Annotated in this window: 16 protein-coding genes; 2 read left to right on the top strand and 14 right to left on the bottom strand. The window is 63.4% G+C overall.

Going from position 1 to position 16,604, the window contains the following annotated elements; translation table 11 throughout:
* Positions 1–4: 4 nt before the first annotated feature.
* A complete protein-coding gene (gene gltX / locus ACX80E_RS01375; protein WP_459299806.1) occupies positions 5–1,504 on the bottom strand; it encodes a glutamate--tRNA ligase in 1,500 nt (499 codons plus the stop codon).
* Positions 1,505–1,647: 143 nt separating this feature from the next.
* On the opposite strand from gltX, the gene ACX80E_RS01370 reads away from it, so the two are divergent.
* A complete protein-coding gene (locus ACX80E_RS01370) occupies positions 1,648–1,980 on the top strand; it encodes an ArsR/SmtB family transcription factor (protein ID WP_459299804.1) in 333 nt (110 codons plus the stop codon).
* Positions 1,981–1,994: 14 nt separating this feature from the next.
* A complete protein-coding gene (locus tag ACX80E_RS01365) occupies positions 1,995–2,492 on the top strand; it encodes an SRPBCC family protein (protein ID WP_459299802.1) in 498 nt (165 codons plus the stop codon).
* 90 nt (positions 2,493–2,582) lie between these two features.
* Here ACX80E_RS01365 and ACX80E_RS01360 read toward each other — a convergent pair whose 3' ends face one another.
* From ACX80E_RS01360 to ACX80E_RS01300, 13 genes are all read right to left on the bottom strand, one after another.
* Positions 2,583–4,028, bottom strand: a complete 1,446-nt coding sequence (locus tag ACX80E_RS01360) for an amino acid permease (protein ID WP_459299801.1) — start codon at positions 4,026–4,028, stop codon at positions 2,583–2,585.
* A 356-nt stretch (positions 4,029–4,384) separates the two neighbouring features.
* Positions 4,385–5,041, bottom strand: coding sequence for a response regulator (locus ACX80E_RS01355; protein ID WP_459299799.1), 657 nt, complete (start codon positions 5,039–5,041; stop codon positions 4,385–4,387).
* The gene (locus ACX80E_RS01350) at positions 5,038–6,312 is read right to left on the bottom strand and encodes a sensor histidine kinase (RefSeq protein WP_459299797.1); all 1,275 of its coding nucleotides are present in this window, start codon (positions 6,310–6,312) and stop codon (positions 5,038–5,040) included. Before ACX80E_RS01350 ends, ACX80E_RS01355 begins: the two co-directional genes overlap by 4 nt.
* Before the next feature lie 153 nt (positions 6,313–6,465).
* Positions 6,466–7,242 (bottom strand): fumarylacetoacetate hydrolase family protein, encoded by a 777-nt coding sequence (locus ACX80E_RS01345; protein ID WP_459299795.1) that lies wholly within the window; start codon positions 7,240–7,242, stop codon positions 6,466–6,468.
* 127 nt (positions 7,243–7,369) lie between these two features.
* Entirely contained in the window at positions 7,370–8,482 is a 1,113-nt protein-coding gene (locus tag ACX80E_RS01340) for a branched-chain amino acid aminotransferase (protein ID WP_459299793.1), read from the bottom strand.
* A gap of 175 nt (positions 8,483–8,657) precedes the next feature.
* Positions 8,658–9,710, bottom strand: coding sequence for a 3-isopropylmalate dehydrogenase (locus ACX80E_RS01335; protein ID WP_459299791.1), 1,053 nt, complete (start codon positions 9,708–9,710; stop codon positions 8,658–8,660).
* A gap of 58 nt (positions 9,711–9,768) precedes the next feature.
* Positions 9,769–11,154 (bottom strand): cryptochrome/photolyase family protein, encoded by a 1,386-nt coding sequence (locus tag ACX80E_RS01330; protein ID WP_459299789.1) that lies wholly within the window; start codon positions 11,152–11,154, stop codon positions 9,769–9,771.
* Positions 11,155–11,176: 22 nt separating this feature from the next.
* Positions 11,177–12,010 carry a prenyltransferase gene (locus ACX80E_RS01325; protein WP_459299787.1) on the bottom strand — a complete coding sequence of 278 codons (834 nt, stop codon included), beginning with the start codon at positions 12,008–12,010 and terminating at the stop codon, positions 11,177–11,179.
* Between the two features lie 11 nt (positions 12,011–12,021).
* The gene (locus ACX80E_RS01320; RefSeq protein WP_459299785.1) at positions 12,022–12,354 is read right to left on the bottom strand and encodes a lycopene cyclase domain-containing protein; all 333 of its coding nucleotides are present in this window, start codon (positions 12,352–12,354) and stop codon (positions 12,022–12,024) included.
* Positions 12,351–12,683, bottom strand: a complete 333-nt coding sequence (locus tag ACX80E_RS01315) for a lycopene cyclase domain-containing protein (protein ID WP_459299783.1) — start codon at positions 12,681–12,683, stop codon at positions 12,351–12,353. Before ACX80E_RS01315 ends, ACX80E_RS01320 begins: the two co-directional genes overlap by 4 nt.
* On the bottom strand, positions 12,680–14,365 hold the full coding sequence (gene crtI, locus ACX80E_RS01310) for a phytoene desaturase family protein (RefSeq protein WP_459299781.1): 1,686 nt from the start codon (positions 14,363–14,365) through the stop codon (positions 12,680–12,682). The genes ACX80E_RS01315 and crtI overlap by 4 nt, the downstream gene beginning before the upstream one ends.
* On the bottom strand, positions 14,362–15,435 hold the full coding sequence (locus ACX80E_RS01305) for a phytoene/squalene synthase family protein (protein ID WP_459299779.1): 1,074 nt from the start codon (positions 15,433–15,435) through the stop codon (positions 14,362–14,364). The genes crtI and ACX80E_RS01305 overlap by 4 nt, the downstream gene beginning before the upstream one ends.
* 2 nt (positions 15,436–15,437) lie before the next feature.
* Complete coding sequence (locus ACX80E_RS01300) at positions 15,438–16,604, bottom strand: polyprenyl synthetase family protein (RefSeq protein WP_459299777.1); 1,167 nt, start codon at positions 16,602–16,604, stop codon at positions 15,438–15,440.

Below are 16,604 nucleotides of genomic sequence, written 5' to 3'. Positions count from 1 at the left end.
CCGACTATCCGCGAAACGTCTTGAGGCGGGTCAGCGAGGAATCCTTGCCCAAAATCACCATGGACTCAAAGAGCGGCGGCGAAATCCGGCGCCCGGACAAGGCCGTACGGACCGGACCAAACGCCAGGCGCGGCTTAACCCCAAGCCCCTCCACCAGGGCTGTCTTGAGCGCACCCTGGATGGACTCGGCCGTCCAGTCCTCCAGCGGCTCCAATGCGGCCAGAGCAGCATCAAGGACCTCCGTGAGGTTCTCGGGCAGGCCCTTGAGCGCATCCTCGGCGACGTCAACGGCGTCGTCCTGCTTGAACAGGAACGCCAACATTTCCGGAGCCTCGCCCAGCAAGGTGATGCGTTCTTGAACCAGCGGGGCCGACTCGCTGAGGATCTCCTGCTCACGGGCACTCAGGGTTTCCCCCACCACGCCGGCAGCCTGCAGGTACGGCACCAGACGGTTGCGGAAATCTGTGGCTTCCAGCATGCGAACATGCGTGCCGTTGATGGCCTCGGCCTTTTTGATGTCGAAGCGTGCCGGGTTGCCCAGGACGTCGTGGATGTCAAAGTTCTCCACGAGCTGGGCCACGGTGAAAATGTCTTCATCGGCGGAGAGCGACCAGCCCAGCAGGGACAAGTAGTTCAGCAGGCCTTCGGGAATGAAGCCACGATCGCGGTGCAGGAACAAGCTGGACTCGGGGTCACGCTTGGAGAGCTTCTTATTGCCGGCACCCATGACGTAGGGCAGGTGGCCGAACAGCGGCAGGTATTCGGCCACGCCCACCTCATACAGCGCATGGTACAGAGCTATCTGGCGGGGTGTGGAGGAGAGCAAGTCCTCGCCGCGGAGCACGTGGGTGACACCCATCAGGGCGTCATCGACGGGGTTGACCAGCGTGTACAACGGCGCACCGTTGGGGCGGACAATGGCGTAGTCCGGGACTGATCCTGCCTTAAAGGTGATCTCGCCCCGGACCAAATCTGTGAACGTGATATCGGCGTCGGGCATGCGCAGGCGCAGTGCCGGCTGGCGCCCCTGCGCCTTGTAGGCAGCAATCTGCTCAGTCGTCAGCTCGCGATCAAAGTTGTCGTAGCCAAGTTTGACGTCCCGGCCCGCGGCCTTGTGGCGATCTTCCACCTCCTCGGGGGTGGAGTAGGACTCGTAGGCGTGCCCGCCGGCAACCAGCTTGGCAACGACGTCGGTGTACTTCTCGCCACGCTGGGACTGGCGGTATGGTTCGTGAGGTCCACCCACCTCAACACCCTCATCCCAGGTCATCCCGAGCCACTTCAGCGCGTCCAGGAGCTGGAGGTAGCTTTCCTCACTGTCTCGCTTAGCATCCGTGTCTTCGATGCGGAAGACCATCTTCCCGCCGGTGTGCCGGGCGTAGGCCCAGTTGAACAAGGCCGTGCGGATCAACCCCACGTGGGGCGTTCCGGTCGGTGAGGGGCAAAACCGTACCCGTACAGGAGTATCGGCGGTGACAGTGGGGATCGAGGCAGCGTTAGTCATGATGGGTTCTAGTTTAGCCGCCTGTGCTCCCCCGCTGACGAACCGGGCAGGCAGGATGCGCCAGCACCGGCCTCCGGCGTGCTGGCAGAATAAACTGCGAAACCGTTGACAACCCTGTCCGCAGCGGCGTAACCTACAACCAAATGGTTGTAGATGAGCTGAGTGAAACCGACATTGACCGCCTGTTTCAGGCGTTCGCAGATTCCACCCGCCGTGACATTGTTCGCAGGGTCACCGTGGAGAGCTATTCAGTGTCGGGGTTGGCGGCCCTCTATGACATGAGTTTCGCGGCGGTTCAGAAACATGTGGCTGTCTTGGAACGCGCGTCCCTTGTCAGCAAGGAAAAACGCGGAAGGGAGCAACTGGTGCGAGGAAACCATGAAGGACTCGGTAAAGCCCAGCGACTGCTCGATGAGTATGAAGCGATCTGGCACCTGCGAGCCGCGCGGATCGCAGACATTCTGGCACAAGGATAACGAAAGGCATCGCCATGACTGTTGTAAGTTCCACCAAGAATACCGAAGCCCTGAGCTTGACCATCGTGGCCGAGTTCGACGCCGCCGTCGAACGGGTCTGGCAGATCTGGGAGGATCCGCGCCAGCTGGAACGCTGGTGGGGCCCACCCACCTGGCCGGCAACTTTCGAGACGTTCGACTTCAAGCCGGGCGGGAAGGTGGCCTACTTCATGACCGGGCCCGACGGCGAAAAGCCCCGCGGCTGGTGGCACTTTACCTCCGTCGCCGCGCCCCACGTGCTGGAGTTCGACGAAGGTTTTGCGGATGAAAACGGGCACCATGTGGCCGAGATGGGTGCGGCCCGCGTGACTGTCACCCTGGAGGACTTTGGCATCACCACGCGCATGACTGTGTCAAGTGTTTTTGAAAGTGAAGAGCAGATGGGAAAAATGCTGGACATGGGTATGGAAGAAGGAATGGGTCAGGCCATGGGCCAGATCGACGCCATCCTCGCCGGACAGCCCGTCAGCTAGCAGCCAACTACGAAAAATGCCGCCACTCCCGCATCTTGCCACCATTGTAGTGGCGGCAAAATGCGGGAGTGGCGGCATTTCTTGGTGCTGTTAGCTAAACAGTTCACTCTTGGGTTCGTTGTTTTTCACGAACTGCCAGCCGAACCACAAGATCACGGCAAACACCGGGATGGTGCACAGTGTCCACAGGCCCAGCAAGAAGACACTGCCATCCGGAGCCGTCATGGTGTCAAAACCAATCAGCACGGTGATGATGAACAGGGCTATCAGGCCGACCCAGCTGGTCCAGGGCGAGCCGGGCATGGGCAGGGAGGAGACTTTACCCTTTTTGTGCCGCAGCATGATCTGGCTGGCAAAGATGGAGCCCCAGGTGAAGATCACCCCGATCGAGGCGGTGTTTAGCGCCAGGTCGAAGGCGTGCGAACCGCCGAGCCAGATATTGGCCAGCACACCCACCACATACACTCCAGCGATGCTCAAAATAGCCGCGTACGGCACATGGCGTGAGGACATCTTTGTCAGCCAATGAGGCGCGTGGCCGTTGTTGGCCATGGTGCGGAAGATGCGTCCGATCGAGTACAGCCCGGAGTTGCAGGAAGACAGGGCCGCGGTAATGACCACAAAGTTCATGACCGAGCCAACCCAGTCAAGCCCCATGGCGGAGAATACTGTAACGAACGGGCTCTCCCCCGACTTGTACTGATCCGAAGGCATGATCATGGCCAGCAGCGTGACCGAGCCGACGTAGAACACCACAATACGAACCACCACTGCGCGAATGGCCTTGGGTACTTCGCGTTCGGGGTTCTTCATCTCGCCGGCGGTAATACCCACCAATTCAATGGCGTTGTAGGCAAAAATCACTGCGTTCAGCACCAGGATCATCACCAGGCCGCCCTTGGGGAACATGCCGCCTTGTTCGTGGAACAGGTTGCTGACGCTGGCAGTCCCGGAACCCACGGCCGCGTTGGTGGCCACCATGAACGTACCCACGGCGAGGAAGATCAAGATGGCGCCGACCTTCAGGCAGGACGCCCAGAACTCAAACTCACCGAAGGCCTTCACACTGAGCAGGTTCACCGCCACCAGCATAATCAAGGCACAGAAGGCGCTCACTTCAATGGGAACACCGGGGAAGAAGTATTGGAAGTACAGGCCGATGGCGATGAGCTCAGCCACGCCGGTCATGGCCCAGTTGATGAAGTACATCCAGCCGGAAAGGTAGGCGCCTTTCTTGCCGAACAGTTCACCAGCGTAGGAAACAAACGATCCCGAGGTCTGGCGGTACATGATGAGTTCGCCCAGGGCCCGCATCAGCAGGTAGGCGATGACGCCGGCGATGGCGTAGGAGAAAATCAGGGCCGGGCCGGTTGACGCGAGCCGCCCACCAGCTCCCATGAACAAGCCCACACCAATGGCGCCACCCATCGCGATCATGGTGACCTGGCGACGGTTGAGAGTTTTTTGGTATCCCTCGGCCGTGAGAATGTCCGGGCCGGCAAGGGGTGTTGCTGTGTCAGTTACTTCGGTTGTCACGCAAGATCCTTTTAGTCGTGGTTCGCCCCACGTGCGGAAGCCTATAATTCGTGGTTGTGCCACAAACACAGGCTCAAAGGGCTTCCCAATCGTACTACGTCAAAATAAGTGGGTGATGACAATCACAGCCCAAAAGGCCGCCAGATTGTCTGGGATAACAGAACAGACGCATGAAAATACCCCAGTTTCCGCCTATTGGCGGGCTGGACGGGTCAGTCACAAATTCGGCAAAAAACATCTTGCCGGGACCGAACGTACCGGGTACCAGCCGGCGCTGCAGCTCCAATCTGGTGAGGCTCCGTGAAATGTGGGTCCTGGCACTCCCCTCGCCCGGGATGCGGGCTTCGAAAGTCGGCTCAGCGGTGGGCGTCGCGAAAAAGGAGCGCCGCCTGGACCCTGTTCTCGAGTTCGAGTTTCGCCAAGATCCTTGAGACATGAGTCTTGACAGTGCCCTCGCTGAGGCACAAGAAGGTGGCAATCCCGTCGTTGCTCATCCCCTGCGCCATGGCATCGAGCACCTGTGCCTCACGCGCCGTCAGGCGTTCCAGCCGGCCCAGCGCGGTGGTCGCCTTCGCCGCCGCTGCCCTGTGCCGAGTCCTGTCGATGAGACGTTTCGTCACCGTTGGAGCCAGCATGCCCTCCCCCGCTGCGACCGCCCGGATGGCATAAAACAGCCGCTCCGGCTCAGTGTCCTTGAGCATGAAGCCCGCAGCCCCAGCTTCCAGGGCGGCAAAAACGTGATCATCAAGGTCAAAGGTGGTGAGGACCAGCACCTGCGGCGGCCTTTCGAGCCCGCGCAGTTGTGCCGTAGCCGCGATGCCGTCACCGGCCGGCATCCGGACGTCCATCAGGACGACGTCGGTGCGTTGCGTTTGCGCGCATCTCACCGCCTGCGGTCCGCTGGCTGCCTCACCGACCACCATCATGTCGGCCCGGGAGTTGACCATTTTCACCAGGGCGGCGCGGACCAACTGCTCGTCGTCGGCAATAATCACCCGAATCTTATCCGTCACAACGCAACTCCGTTGGATTCCTGTTTGCTCTGCTGTTCGAACGGGATGAGGGCGATCAATTCAAAGCCGGACCCGGTTGAGCGGTGGATTAAGCTGCCGTTCAGGAGCTGGACCCGTTCGCCAAGCCCGATCAGACCCAGACCAGCACCCAGGGCTGGTTCACCACGGCCGCCCGGGCCGTTCACCACTGAAACGCGTAGGTTCACGCCGCCACATTCGGTGTTGCGCAGCTCAAGTGTCACCGTGGCGGTTGCCTCGGGCGCATGACGGGCCACGTTGGTCATCCCTTCCTGCACCACCCTGTAGGCTGCCCGGCTGAGTGCGTCAGGAATGCCGCTGCACAGGGCTGGGTCGGGTATGTAGTCAGCACTCAGGCCAGCCTGCCGCCACTCGGCCACGAGTCCGGCGATCTCCTGGATCCCCGACGGTGCTGTGCGGGACATAGCAGCAACCGGCGCTTCAACGCGCGGCAGGCCGGTTTCAACGGTTGGCGACCGCTGCGTGGTCCGGGTGCCGTCTTGATGCAAAACACCCAGCACATCGCGCAGTTCGCCGAGCGCGGCGTGGGCTGTTTCGCGGATCAGCCTGGCTGCTTTGGCCGTCTCCGCATCGGGTGCGTCCACCTGCAAAGCCGCGGCCTGAACAGCCACCAGGGACATCCGGTGGGCCAGGGTGTCGTGCATTTCGCGGGCAATCCGGTGGCGCTCCGCCAGCTTACTCGTTTCAATGGCAGCAACTCGTTCCACTTCCGCCCGCTCCGCCCGTTCCCTGAGTGAGGTCAGCCGCGATTCCAGCAACCTGGCCCGCTGGCCACGGTAGGCGCCCCAGCCGGCAATGGCTGCAAGCAGGACTGCCATCACCAGCGCACTATCCCAGCTCAGGGGTTCCAACCCCACAAGTGCCTCTGCCGCGATGGATAGGGCAATAATTGCCGCGACCCACCATGACAGACGGCGCTTGGCCAGCAGGAACAGAGCCACAAAGAACGCGATGCAGCTAAAGGACAACGCACCAAGGATGGCAGTTGTTGCGGCCACTGTTGTGGGGAATCTGTGCCGCCAGATGAGTGCGACGGCGCCCAGGGGGGCCAGGATGGGCGCGAGTCCGAAGCGGGCCCATGCAATCCCCGCGTGCTCCGGATCGGGAACAGTTCCACTCTCCAGGCCCAATCCGATCGAGATGGCGGAGAGCAGCACATCGGCAACGGCCACAACGATGAGGAGCAAAACGGTACGCCACACGCTGCGGCCCTGTAATTTCTTGGTGTTCATCCCTCGAGCCTAAGAGCCCTGCCGGGGCCGCCGCATCCAACTAAAGTTGTCACTTCCACACCGCCCTTCCCCTGCTGGACGCAAGCAGCCACCAAAAACTGTTGTGCCGCCGTCGTAAATTCACGACGGCGGCACACAGCTGAGAATCAGCAGTCAGCGGCGCACGACGGGGTTGGAGAGACGGCCGATGCCCTCAATCTCGATTTCGTAGCGGTCGCCGTCGTTGAGCAGGTCTACGCCCGCCGGGGTGCCCGTCATGATGACATCGCCGGGCAGGAGGGTGAAAGCGTGGGAGACGATCGAGACGAGTTCGCGAACGCTGCGCACCATCTGGTTGCTGCTGCCGTCCTGGCGGAGTTCGCCGTTGAGCCAGCCCTTGATGTTCACGTCATCGGGGTCCAGCTCGGTTTCGATCCACGGGCCAAGCGGGGCTGAGGTGTCAAAGCCCTTGGCGCGGGCCCACTGGCCGTCGCTGGCCTGGACGTCACGGGCCGTGAGGTCGTTGCCGCAGGTGTAGCCGAAGATGACCTCATCCACGCGTGACTCCGGGACGTCCTTGCAGATGCGGCCAATGACAACGCACAGCTCGGCCTCGTAGGAGACCTCCTCGGAGAATTCGGGCAAGACGATGGGTTCGTTCGGGCCGATCACGCTGGTGTTGGGTTTGAGGAACAACAGCGGGTTCTCGGGCACTTCGTTGCCCAACTCGCGGGCGTGGTCGGCGAAATTGCGGCCCACCCCAATGACCTTGCTGCGTGGGATGATCGGGGCCACCAGGCGCACGTCGAGCAACGGGTACTTGATGGTGGTGAGTTCTACGCCATTGAAGAAGGGATCGCCCTTGATGACAGTGACAATTTCGCTGCCGGTCTCCCCTTCCACAATGCCGTACATCGGGTCATTATCAACAACAAATCGGGCTATACGCATGTGTTTTAGTGTATCCGCAAAGCAAGCGCCCGTCGTCGGGCTTAACCCAAACTGACCCGCAGAAATCGCCGAAAATCGCGCCAAAAGTCGCATTTTTCGTCGTTTTCTGCGGGTCAGTTGAGGAAGGCTAGGCCAGGCGGGTCAACCAGCCGTGCAGGTCCTCCACGGTGCCCGTCTGGATGCCCAGCAGCTGCTCGCGGATGGCCATGGTGACGTCCCCGATACCCTCGCCGGGGGAGGCGATGACGCCGTCGGCCATCTTCAGCTCCCCGATGGGGGTGATGACGGCCGCCGTGCCACAGGCAAACGCCTCGGTGATCTCGCCGCTGGCAACGCCGTCGCGCCATTCATCAATGGTGATTTTCCGCTCTTCCACCTTCATGCCGCGGTCCGCAGCCAACTGCATGACGGAGGAGCGGGTGATGCCGTGCAGGATGTGGCCGTTGAGTGCGGGGGTGACCAAACGGCCGTCCTTGAACACGAAGAAGATGTTCATGCCGCCGAGCTCTTCAATGGCGTTGTCGTTGAACGGGTCAAGGAACAACACCTGCTTGCAGCCCTGCGCCTGGGCCTCCATCTGCGCCGCCAGCGATGCAGCGTAGTTCCCGCCGCACTTGGCCTCGCCGGTGCCGCCCTCTCCGGCGCGGGAGTACGTGGTGGTGAGCCAGATCGACACGGGCTTGAGCTCGCCGCCAAAGTAGTTCCCGGCCGGGGAGGCGATGACGCGGTAGGAAACTTCGCGGGCCGGGCGGACGCCAAGGAATGCCTCGGTGGCGATCATGAACGGGCGCAGGTACAGGGCCTCGCCGTCGCCTCCGGGTACCCATTCCTGGTCCACGGCAACAAGCTGGCGCAGCGATTCGATGAACGTTGCCGGCGGCAGTTCCGGCAAGGCCAGACGACGCGCGGAGGTGTTCAAGCGGGCGGCGTTGGCCTCGGCCCGGAACGTCCACACCGAACCGTCGGCGTGCCGGTAGGCCTTCATGCCCTCGAATATTTCCTGCCCATAGTGCAGCACGGCGGCAGCCGGGTCCATGGCGATGGGGCCGTAGGGTTCGACGCGTGCGTTGGACCAGCCACCCTCACCGTCGGCATCAACCTTGAAATCCACCACGGCCGTGTGATCCGTAAAGTAGTCCCCAAAGCCGGGATTGGCCAAGATGGCCTCACGGTCTGCACTGCTCTTGGGGTTCTCGCTCAGCTGCTGGGAAAAGGTCAGCTCGTTGGCGTTCTGGGTCATGCTTCCTCCACAGGGTTGTTCGCCTCGTGCTGAGACCAGCGTGAGGCGCAGTTCGATGCCGGGAATTCATCAAGATTCTCGTGGTGGTTCGCCGCACATTTGAGTTACGGTTCACTCACCTAGTGGGCTAAGCCTACTCCTGCCCGCCGGGGCGTCGGGTCCGGAGCGCCCCCGCCTACAGTGCTGCGGCTATCGCGTCACCAATGGCCGACGTCGAACGGGTCACCTGGGCGCGCCGGCCGGCGATATCAGCGGCCACGGCAGCCTCCACCTTGGCGGCAGCGACCGGGTGGCCCACATGGTTTAGCAGCAGTGCCGCGGACAGGATCGCTGCCGTGGGGTCAGCTTTTTGTTGGCCGGCAATGTCAGGGGCCGAGCCGTGGACCGGCTCAAACATGGACGGCGCGGTTCTGTCCATGTTGATGTTGCCCGAGGCGGCCAGGCCAATGCCGCCGGTGACGGCCGCGGCCAGGTCGGTGATGATGTCACCGAAGAGGTTGTCCGTGACAATGACGTCAAAGCGTGCCGGGTCGGTGACCAAGAAGATCATGGCCGCATCCACGTGCAGGTAGTCCACGCTGACGTCCGGGAATTCGGCGGCAACTGCCTCCACTGTGCGCTTCCACAGGTGCCCGGCGTAAACCAGCACATTGTGCTTGTGCACATAGGTCAGCTTCTTACGGGGGCGCTCGTTCGCGCGGCGGAAACCGTCGCGGACCAGGCGCTCCACGCCGAAGGCAGTGTTGACCGAAACCTCTGTGGCCACCTCGTGCACAGTACCCTTGCGCAACACACCGCCGTTGCCCACATAGGGGCCCTCGGTGCCTTCGCGGACCACGACGAAATCGATGGTGCCGGGGTTGGCCAGGGGTGAGGCCACGCCGTCGTACAAGAACGAGGGGCGCAGATTCACGTAGTGGTCCAGGCTGAAGCGCAGCTTGAGCAGCATCTCTCGCTCAATCAAACCCGACGGGATGCGAGTATCGCCGGGGGCGGCCCCCACGGCGCCGAAGAGGATGGCGTCGTGCCCGCGCAGGGCCTCGATGGTCTGCTCGGGCAGGGTCTCCCCCGTGGCGAGCCAGTGCTCGGCACCCAAGGCGTAGTCAGTCAGCGTCAGTTCAACACCGGCCGATGCGGTGACCTTCTTCAGGACCTTGACGGCCTCGGCCGTGACCTCGGGGCCGATGCCGTCGCCGGCAATTACTGCAATGTCAATCGATGCGTTCATGATGTGAGCCTAACGAAACCATCCACATGATGGTCAAATGATCTCAGAATATGAGACGTCATTTGATGGACGCGTAACCCTCCAACGCGGCCCGGCGCGTTTGCGCCAAATCCACCACCGGTTCCGGGTAGTCAGGTGTCAGCATCTCCGGCACCCAGCGGCCGACGTAGCGGCCCGCCGGATCAAATTTCTTGGCCTGCGTCAGCGGGTTGAAGATCCGAAAAAACGGCGACGCGTCGGCCCCGGAACCTGCCACCCACTGCCAATTGGCCGGGTTCGAGGCGGCATCGGCATCCACCAGCGTGTCCCAGAACCACCTCTCCCCCACCCGCCAGTCAAGACCCAAGTTCTTGATCAGGAAACTGGCCGCCACCATGCGGACCCTGTTGTGCATGAAACCCGTGCGCCACAGCTCCCGTTGCCCCGCATCGACCAGGGGGATGCCCGTTCGCCCCTGTTGCCAGGCACGGAGATGCTCGACGGCGGAGTCCTCACCCGGCGCCGGGGTTTGGCTCAGCTCCGGATCACGCCAGGGGAAAGCGTCAAATTGCCGGCGCAGATTCACTGTGGCCAGGTCCGGGTGGTGGTAGAGCTGGTGCCAACAAAACTCGCGCCAGCCAAGCTCCGAGGCAAATACCCCAGCCCCGTCGGCGCCCGCGCTGCGCCGGTCTGCGAGCGCGGCCCATACCTGGAAGGGGCTGAGCTGGCCCCACCGCAGATAGGGCGAGAGCCGGCTGGTGCCTTCTTGGTCCGGCCTGTCTCTTGCGTCCGTGTAGTCCCCCACTCGTTGCTCGAGGAATTCCGCCAGGGCCTGCGCACCAGCTGCGGCACTGGGCTGCCACGTATCCCTCAGCCCGCCGGCCCAGTCGGGGTTGGTGGGCAGCAGGGCCCAGGATTCCAGCGCATCACCGCTCGGGAGAGTTCCGGGAAAGCCCTGGCCACCGTCGGGCATGGCCAAGGGGGCCCGGAAGTCTTGGTCCGACAGGGTCCGCCAGAAGGGTGTGAATACCTGATAGGGGTTCCCGGCCCCCGTGCGCACCGTCCAGGGCTCGTGGAGGAGCGAGCCCTGGAAGCTTTCTGCGTGCACGCTGTGCTCGCCGGCCCACTCCTTGACGGCTGAATCGACCGCCCGCTCCGGACCCCCATAGCGGCGGTTCCAGTACAACACCCCAGCGCCCAACTCCGCGGCCACGGCCGGGACCACCTCGGCTCCCGGACCCCGGCGCAGCAGCAGGGGAATGCCCAGCGCCGCCAGTTCGCCCTGCAGATCTGCTAGCGCGTGGTGCAGCCACCATTTGGCGGCGCCACCCAAGGGCCTGATGCCTGCCGACTCCTCGTCCAGGACATAGAGCGCCACGGCCTGCCCGTCGGCGGCGGCAGCTAGCAGGGCGGGGTGGTCCGCCACACGCAAATCGTCCCGGAACCAGACCAGGGATACGTTCATCTCATGCACCTTTCATTCCGCCTTAGCGGTTCAGGATCAGCCAGATCAAGATCAGGGTCACCAGGAATCCGGTGAGGTAGTTCAGCCACAGGAAGCGTTTCCATGCGGCGTTGGCGGTTGCCGAGGTGGCGTCGGTGACGCGTAGATAGGGTGCCACGTTCAGCAGGTACGGCACGGCGAGCAGGGCAGCAAACGGCACAGCCGTCCACAACATCAGCACCCCGGCACAGATGTAGGCGGCAAAGGCGAAGCTGACGGTGAATCTGGCCCCCAACACCGTACCGATGGAGGCTATTGACCCCTCCCGGTCCGGGACAATGTCCTGGACAGCACCCAAGGCATGGCTTGCCACGCCCCACAGGAAGAAAGCCGCCAGGAACGCCATGATCCCGCCGGTGAACGGCGCGTGGGCTAGAGCCAGGCCATAGACGGCTGGTGAGACAAAGTGCGTGCTGGAGGTGATGGAGTCAAGAAAGGGCCGCTCCTTGAACCGTAGCCCGGGCGCACTGTAGGCCACCACGGCAAAGATCGACACGGCCAAGACAGTGTTCGCCACCGCGTCACCCACAGTGGCGAGCACCACCAGAAAGGGGACTGTGGAGACGATGGCGGCCCACACAATGAAGCGGTGGTGCCTGCGGTCCAGCACGGCACCCTCCACGCCACCCTTGCGTGCGTTGAGCAGGTCCGATTCGTAGTCGAACACGTCGTTGATGCCGTACATCGCCAAGTTGTAAGGGATCAGGAAGAAGCAGGTCCCCACCACCAGAACCCAATCGAGGAGCCCCGTGGCCAGGAAGTAGGCGGCAGCAAACGGGTAGGCCGTGTTGACCCACGACACCGGCCTGGAGGTCATGAACACGTTCCTCACCGGCGCCGCCCCCTGGTGAACAACAGCCACAAGCCAGGCAGCAACAATCCCGCGGCAAGGGGGTAGGCAAAGTCCTCGATGGGCGCCAGCCCCACCCGGAACCCCTGCAGAGTGTCCTGGGCATAGTCGAACAGGCCTGAGGCAATCATGACGTTGTCGAAAATGGCTGTCAGGACCACCAGCACGGCGTGGGTGCCGACGACGGCGGCAATCACCGTACCTGTGCCGCCCGCCGGCTTGGTGGCACGCCACGGACCAGGAAGCAGTGCCGCCACCATGACCAGCACTGCCACGGCCACGAAGATCGCGTTGAGTTGGGAAAAGCTCATGACGGCTCCCCTGCCCGGCGCCGCCGGTGGTGGAAGACCTGCAGGGCTCCGGTGAACAAGATCATGGTTTGGTAGCACAGGAACAAGAGGAAGAAGGCTTCCTCCACGGGAAGCTGCGGGCCAATCATGAGGCCCGTCATGAGGTGTGAGTCCCTGTGCAAGAAGATGCCGACGGCAATCGCTGCCACATCCCACACCAGAAAGTAGGCGGTGCCCACTGCCAGAACGGCGCCGGCCGCCCACGGATGGGCGAACAGGAACAGTTTCCACCGCGCATCCAGTGCGGCCATGCAGCCCAGCAGGAGCAACAAGATGATGAGGTAGCTCAAGGCGCCACCACCACTGCGGGCGCAACCGGGGCGGGCTCGGCCAGCGGGCCGCCGGTTGTGTCTCCGCGCACCGACTTGAGCACAATCTCGGCACTGATCATGCACAGCGGCACACCAATGCCGGGGCGCACCGAGCTTCCGGCGTAGAACAGGCCAGCCACTTTGGTGTTCGTGTTTCCCGGGCGCAGAAAGGCGCTTTGTGCCAGGGTGTGCGCCAGGCCCAAGGCACTTCCCTGCCAGGCATTGACGTTCTCGGCAAAGTCGGCCGGGCCATAGCTGCGCCGCACCATGATGCGAGCGGGCAGATCCGGGGTGTTGCTCCACAACGCCAACTGGGCGATCGCGGCGTCGGCAACCTTTTCCACCTGGGGCGAGCCGCCGCCGTCGAACCCGCCCTTGCCCCACTGCGGCAGGGCGGGAGCGGGGATGAGCAGAAACAGGTTTTCAGCACCGTCCGGCGCCACGGCGGAATCGGTGGCGCTGGGGCGGCACACGTAGATGGAGGTGGTGTCCGCGAGTGCGTGGCCGTCAACGATGCGGGCGAAGTTGTCCTGCCAGTCGTCGGTGAACAGGAGGTTGTGGTGGGCCAGGTGCGGCAGTTCGCCCTTGATGCCCAGGCACACCAGCACTGCACTGATGCCGGGATCAGTCTTGGCCCACTTTTTCGCAGACCGGGTGCGGAGCTGCTCCGGCAGCAACGCCGACTCAATGTGGTGCAGATCCGCGGCACCCACCACCAGTTTGGCGGCGCTGCGATGCTCGACGCCGTCGCCGTCATGCCAGGCGACAGCCTCACACCGGGCGCCGCCGTCGGCCGGGCCCGTGACAATGGCGCTCGCCGTCGCGTCGGTGACGATATGGACGCCGGCCCGGCGGATGACCCGTTCCATGGCATCGACCACCGCGGCGAAACCGCCCTGCGCGTACAGCACGCCGTCCTGGAGGTCCAGATGGCTCATGAGGTGGTAGATCGAGGGCGCCTTGTAGGGGCTGGTGCCCAAGAATACTGCAGGGTAGCCCAGGATCTTTTGTTGCAGCGGATGCGTGAACCTCCCCGCCACAAAACGGTGCAGGGACAGGGCCAGGAGTTGGGCCAGCCGCGGGGCGTGGCGCAGCACGGCCGGTGTGGCCAGGCCCCGCAGCGAGCCGAAAGGGTCGTAGAGGAAATGTTTCTTGGCCAGCGTATAGGCCAGCTCGGCGGAATCCAGATACTTGGCCAGGTGGGCGCCGGAGCCTTGCTGCTGGGATTCAAACAAGTCCACAGCCGCGGCACGGCCCGTGCGGACCACTGTGCTTTCGGCCCCCTGCCGAGTGCCCCTGGCACCCCACAGCTTGTAGGCAGGGTCAAGGCGGGTCAGCGTCAGCTCGGCAGCGGCGCTGGTGCCCATCATCTTGAACCAGTGGTCAATCACCTCAGGCATGAGGTACCAGCTTGGCCCGGTGTCAAAGGTGAAACCATCGCGTTCCCAGCGACCCGCCCGTCCGCCGAGTTGTGCCTGCTTCTCCAACACAGTCACGCTGTGACCATCTTTGGCCAACAGGCCCGCCGTGGCCAGGCCGGAGATGCCCCCACCAATCACCACGCATTGCCTGGTGGCGGCGGCATGTTTGGAGCCCACATTTCCGGTGAGGGCCGAAATGAAACCGGCCCAGGGCAAGGCGGACCGTCGCATGCCATTCATGAGGACACTTCCACTGCTTTTTCAGACGTTGCTGTTTCAGACACTGCCGAGCCAACGACAGCTGTGCCGGTAACGGCAGGGTCCGGGACCGCGGTGTTTGCGCTGGCTGTGCCCGACGACGTTGTGCTGGCGAGCGTCGGGCCGAAATCCGTCATTTCAGGAATCTGCGGACTCGGCTGCACCGGGGCGCAGTCCCTACTGACGCCTCGGTGTCTGCGCAGGCACACTCTCACTGCGATGAACGCCTTTTGCCAGCCGGGAACCCGAATCCTGCGGTTGATCAGTTGGGCCGCGGGTACACGTGCCAGCTTGGCCACGAGGGCCAGAAATAGGTCGTGCGCCAAACGAACGGCCCGCCGGGCTGGCGGGGCCAGGAAGACCATGCCAGCCCTGGCGACGGCCAGGTCGTGGCGGATCTCGGCAAGGAGCGCGTCCTTGTGGTGATCGTTGAACGCCGCAGGGTCCAGACCCGGGAAGTACAGGCGCCCCAAGTCGGCGCTGTCGGCCCCCAGGTCACGCAGAAAGTTAACTTTCTGAAACGCGGCACCCAAGCTGCGGGCAGCATCGGCCAGCTGCTGACCGTGGCCGCCCGGCACCCCGTCCATGGCTTGAAAGACTTTCAGGCACATCAGTCCCACCACCTCGGCGGAGCCATAAATGTACTCCGCCAGGGTGTCCGGCGAATGCGTGTGCTGCAGCAGGTCCGTGCGCATGGAGGTGAAGAACGGCGCTGTCAGCGAGGCGTCTATGCCTACCCGCCGTGCTGTGGCGGCAAAGGCGTGAACCACCATGTTGGTGCTGTAGCCACTGCCCAGGGCCTGCTCGGTTTCCCGTTCCAGGGCGTCAAGCTGGGCGCACACTGCCGCCGAGGCCAGGCCCGCTGCCGCGGCCGCGCCGTCCACCACCTCATCGGCCACCCGCACCAACGCATAAATGTTCTCAATGTCCCGGCGTTCCTTGACACCCAGCAGCCAGCAGGCCATGCCGAACGACGTCGAATAGCTCCTGATCACCACGGCCGCACTTCGCGTGGCCGTCTCCGAGTAGTGGCTGAGCGGATCAATTCCCATGGCTAGCTCCTCCTGCTCAGCACGTAGTCGCAGATTTCGGTCAGTTCCAGGAACAAGGATTCGGGCAGTTCCAGCTGCGCGGCCTTCCCCATCGCCTCCACCACCAAGTTCTGGGCCAGCGTCAAGGCGTGCTCCTGTGCACCCAGCTGGCGCAGCACTGTGCGGACAGCCTCGGCATCTCCGGCACCGCTGCGGAAGTCCGCCACGGCGGCCACAAATTCTTCCGAGCCTTCGGCAAATGACGTCAAGATGGTGCACTTGCCTTCACGCAGGTCCGATTCAACCGACTTACCTGTCATGGACTGCTCGCCAAAGGTTCCCAGGACGTCATCCACCACCTGGTAGGCCACACCAATGTCACGGCCCACCGCGGCGAGCGCATCCGCCGTCGCTTCGGATTCACCCGCCAGCAAGGCACCGGCACGCAGCGGCATCTCAAAGGAGTACACGGCAGTTTTCAGCCGCTCCATGTTCAGCACATCGAGCAAATCGGGATCGCTGCGCCCCAGCGAGAACAGCAGATCGTCCAGCTCACCGGCTGCGGCGGCAAAGATTGCCTCGTGGATGGTTGCGAGAATTGCTGTGCTTTGCCCGCGGCCTGTGGCTGCGGAGGTGGCCAGCCGCAGTGCTCCCGTCAGGAGCAGGTCACCGGCAATGATGGCTGCGGAGAACCCTGCATGGTCGGCGTCGGCGCTGCTGTGGCCGCCACGTGCTGCCATGTCCCGGTAGCTGGCGCCGAGGGTTGGCACTCCGCGGCGGACAAAGTCCCTGTCAATCACGTCGTCGTGCACCAGCAGCGCGGCATGGAGCATTTCAAAGGCGGCAGCCAGTTCACTGCACGCCCGCCAGTCTGCCCCGCCAAAAGCCTCATACGTCAGGTAGACCAACTTGGGGCGCATCCACTTGCCCCGGTTGCTTGTGGCTGCCAAGCGGTCCCACAACCCGCCGAATGCTGGTGAGTAGCCCGCGGCACGTAGCCGCTGCTCGGCAAAGTATTGGTCCAGGACGTCCCGCACGCTGCCTTGAAAGGCTGCCCAATCCAAGGGCGCCTCAGGGGCAGGGGTGGCCGCGTCGGAGAATCGTCCCCGCCAGGCCAAAAGCGTTTCACCTTGCGGCCCGGACGCCCTGGCCATTGGCTGGGCGAGCTGGCTTTCCTTTTCGGCTGGCAT

This window comes from Arthrobacter sp. TMN-49, assembly GCF_054511095.1.
Note: the sequence above shows the minus strand (reverse complement) of the source record. Positions and strands in the feature narration are given on the sequence as shown.

What these genes read in the sequence shown, in the direction of transcription:
- gltX (WP_459299806.1), bottom strand. Translation starts at nt 1,504, where the DNA reads ATGACTAACGCTGCCTCGATCCCCACTGTCACCGCCGATACTCCTGTA.
- ACX80E_RS01370 (WP_459299804.1), top strand. Translation starts at nt 1,648, where the DNA reads ATGGTTGTAGATGAGCTGAGTGAAACCGACATTGACCGCCTGTTTCAG.
- ACX80E_RS01365 (WP_459299802.1), top strand. Translation starts at nt 1,995, where the DNA reads ATGACTGTTGTAAGTTCCACCAAGAATACCGAAGCCCTGAGCTTGACC.
- ACX80E_RS01350 (WP_459299797.1), bottom strand. Translation starts at nt 6,312, where the DNA reads ATGAACACCAAGAAATTACAGGGCCGCAGCGTGTGGCGTACCGTTTTG.
- ACX80E_RS01345 (WP_459299795.1), bottom strand. Translation starts at nt 7,242, where the DNA reads ATGCGTATAGCCCGATTTGTTGTTGATAATGACCCGATGTACGGCATT.
- ACX80E_RS01340 (WP_459299793.1), bottom strand. Translation starts at nt 8,482, where the DNA reads ATGACCCAGAACGCCAACGAGCTGACCTTTTCCCAGCAGCTGAGCGAG.
- ACX80E_RS01335 (WP_459299791.1), bottom strand. Translation starts at nt 9,710, where the DNA reads ATGAACGCATCGATTGACATTGCAGTAATTGCCGGCGACGGCATCGGC.
- ACX80E_RS01330 (WP_459299789.1), bottom strand. Translation starts at nt 11,154, where the DNA reads ATGAACGTATCCCTGGTCTGGTTCCGGGACGATTTGCGTGTGGCGGAC.
- ACX80E_RS01325 (WP_459299787.1), bottom strand. Translation starts at nt 12,010, where the DNA reads ATGACCTCCAGGCCGGTGTCGTGGGTCAACACGGCCTACCCGTTTGCT.
- ACX80E_RS01320 (WP_459299785.1), bottom strand. Translation starts at nt 12,354, where the DNA reads ATGAGCTTTTCCCAACTCAACGCGATCTTCGTGGCCGTGGCAGTGCTG.
- crtI (WP_459299781.1), bottom strand. Translation starts at nt 14,365, where the DNA reads ATGAATGGCATGCGACGGTCCGCCTTGCCCTGGGCCGGTTTCATTTCG.
- ACX80E_RS01305 (WP_459299779.1), bottom strand. Translation starts at nt 15,435, where the DNA reads ATGGGAATTGATCCGCTCAGCCACTACTCGGAGACGGCCACGCGAAGT.
- ACX80E_RS01300 (WP_459299777.1), bottom strand. Translation starts at nt 16,604, where the DNA reads ATGCCAGCCGAAAAGGAAAGCCAGCTCGCCCAGCCAATGGCCAGGGCG.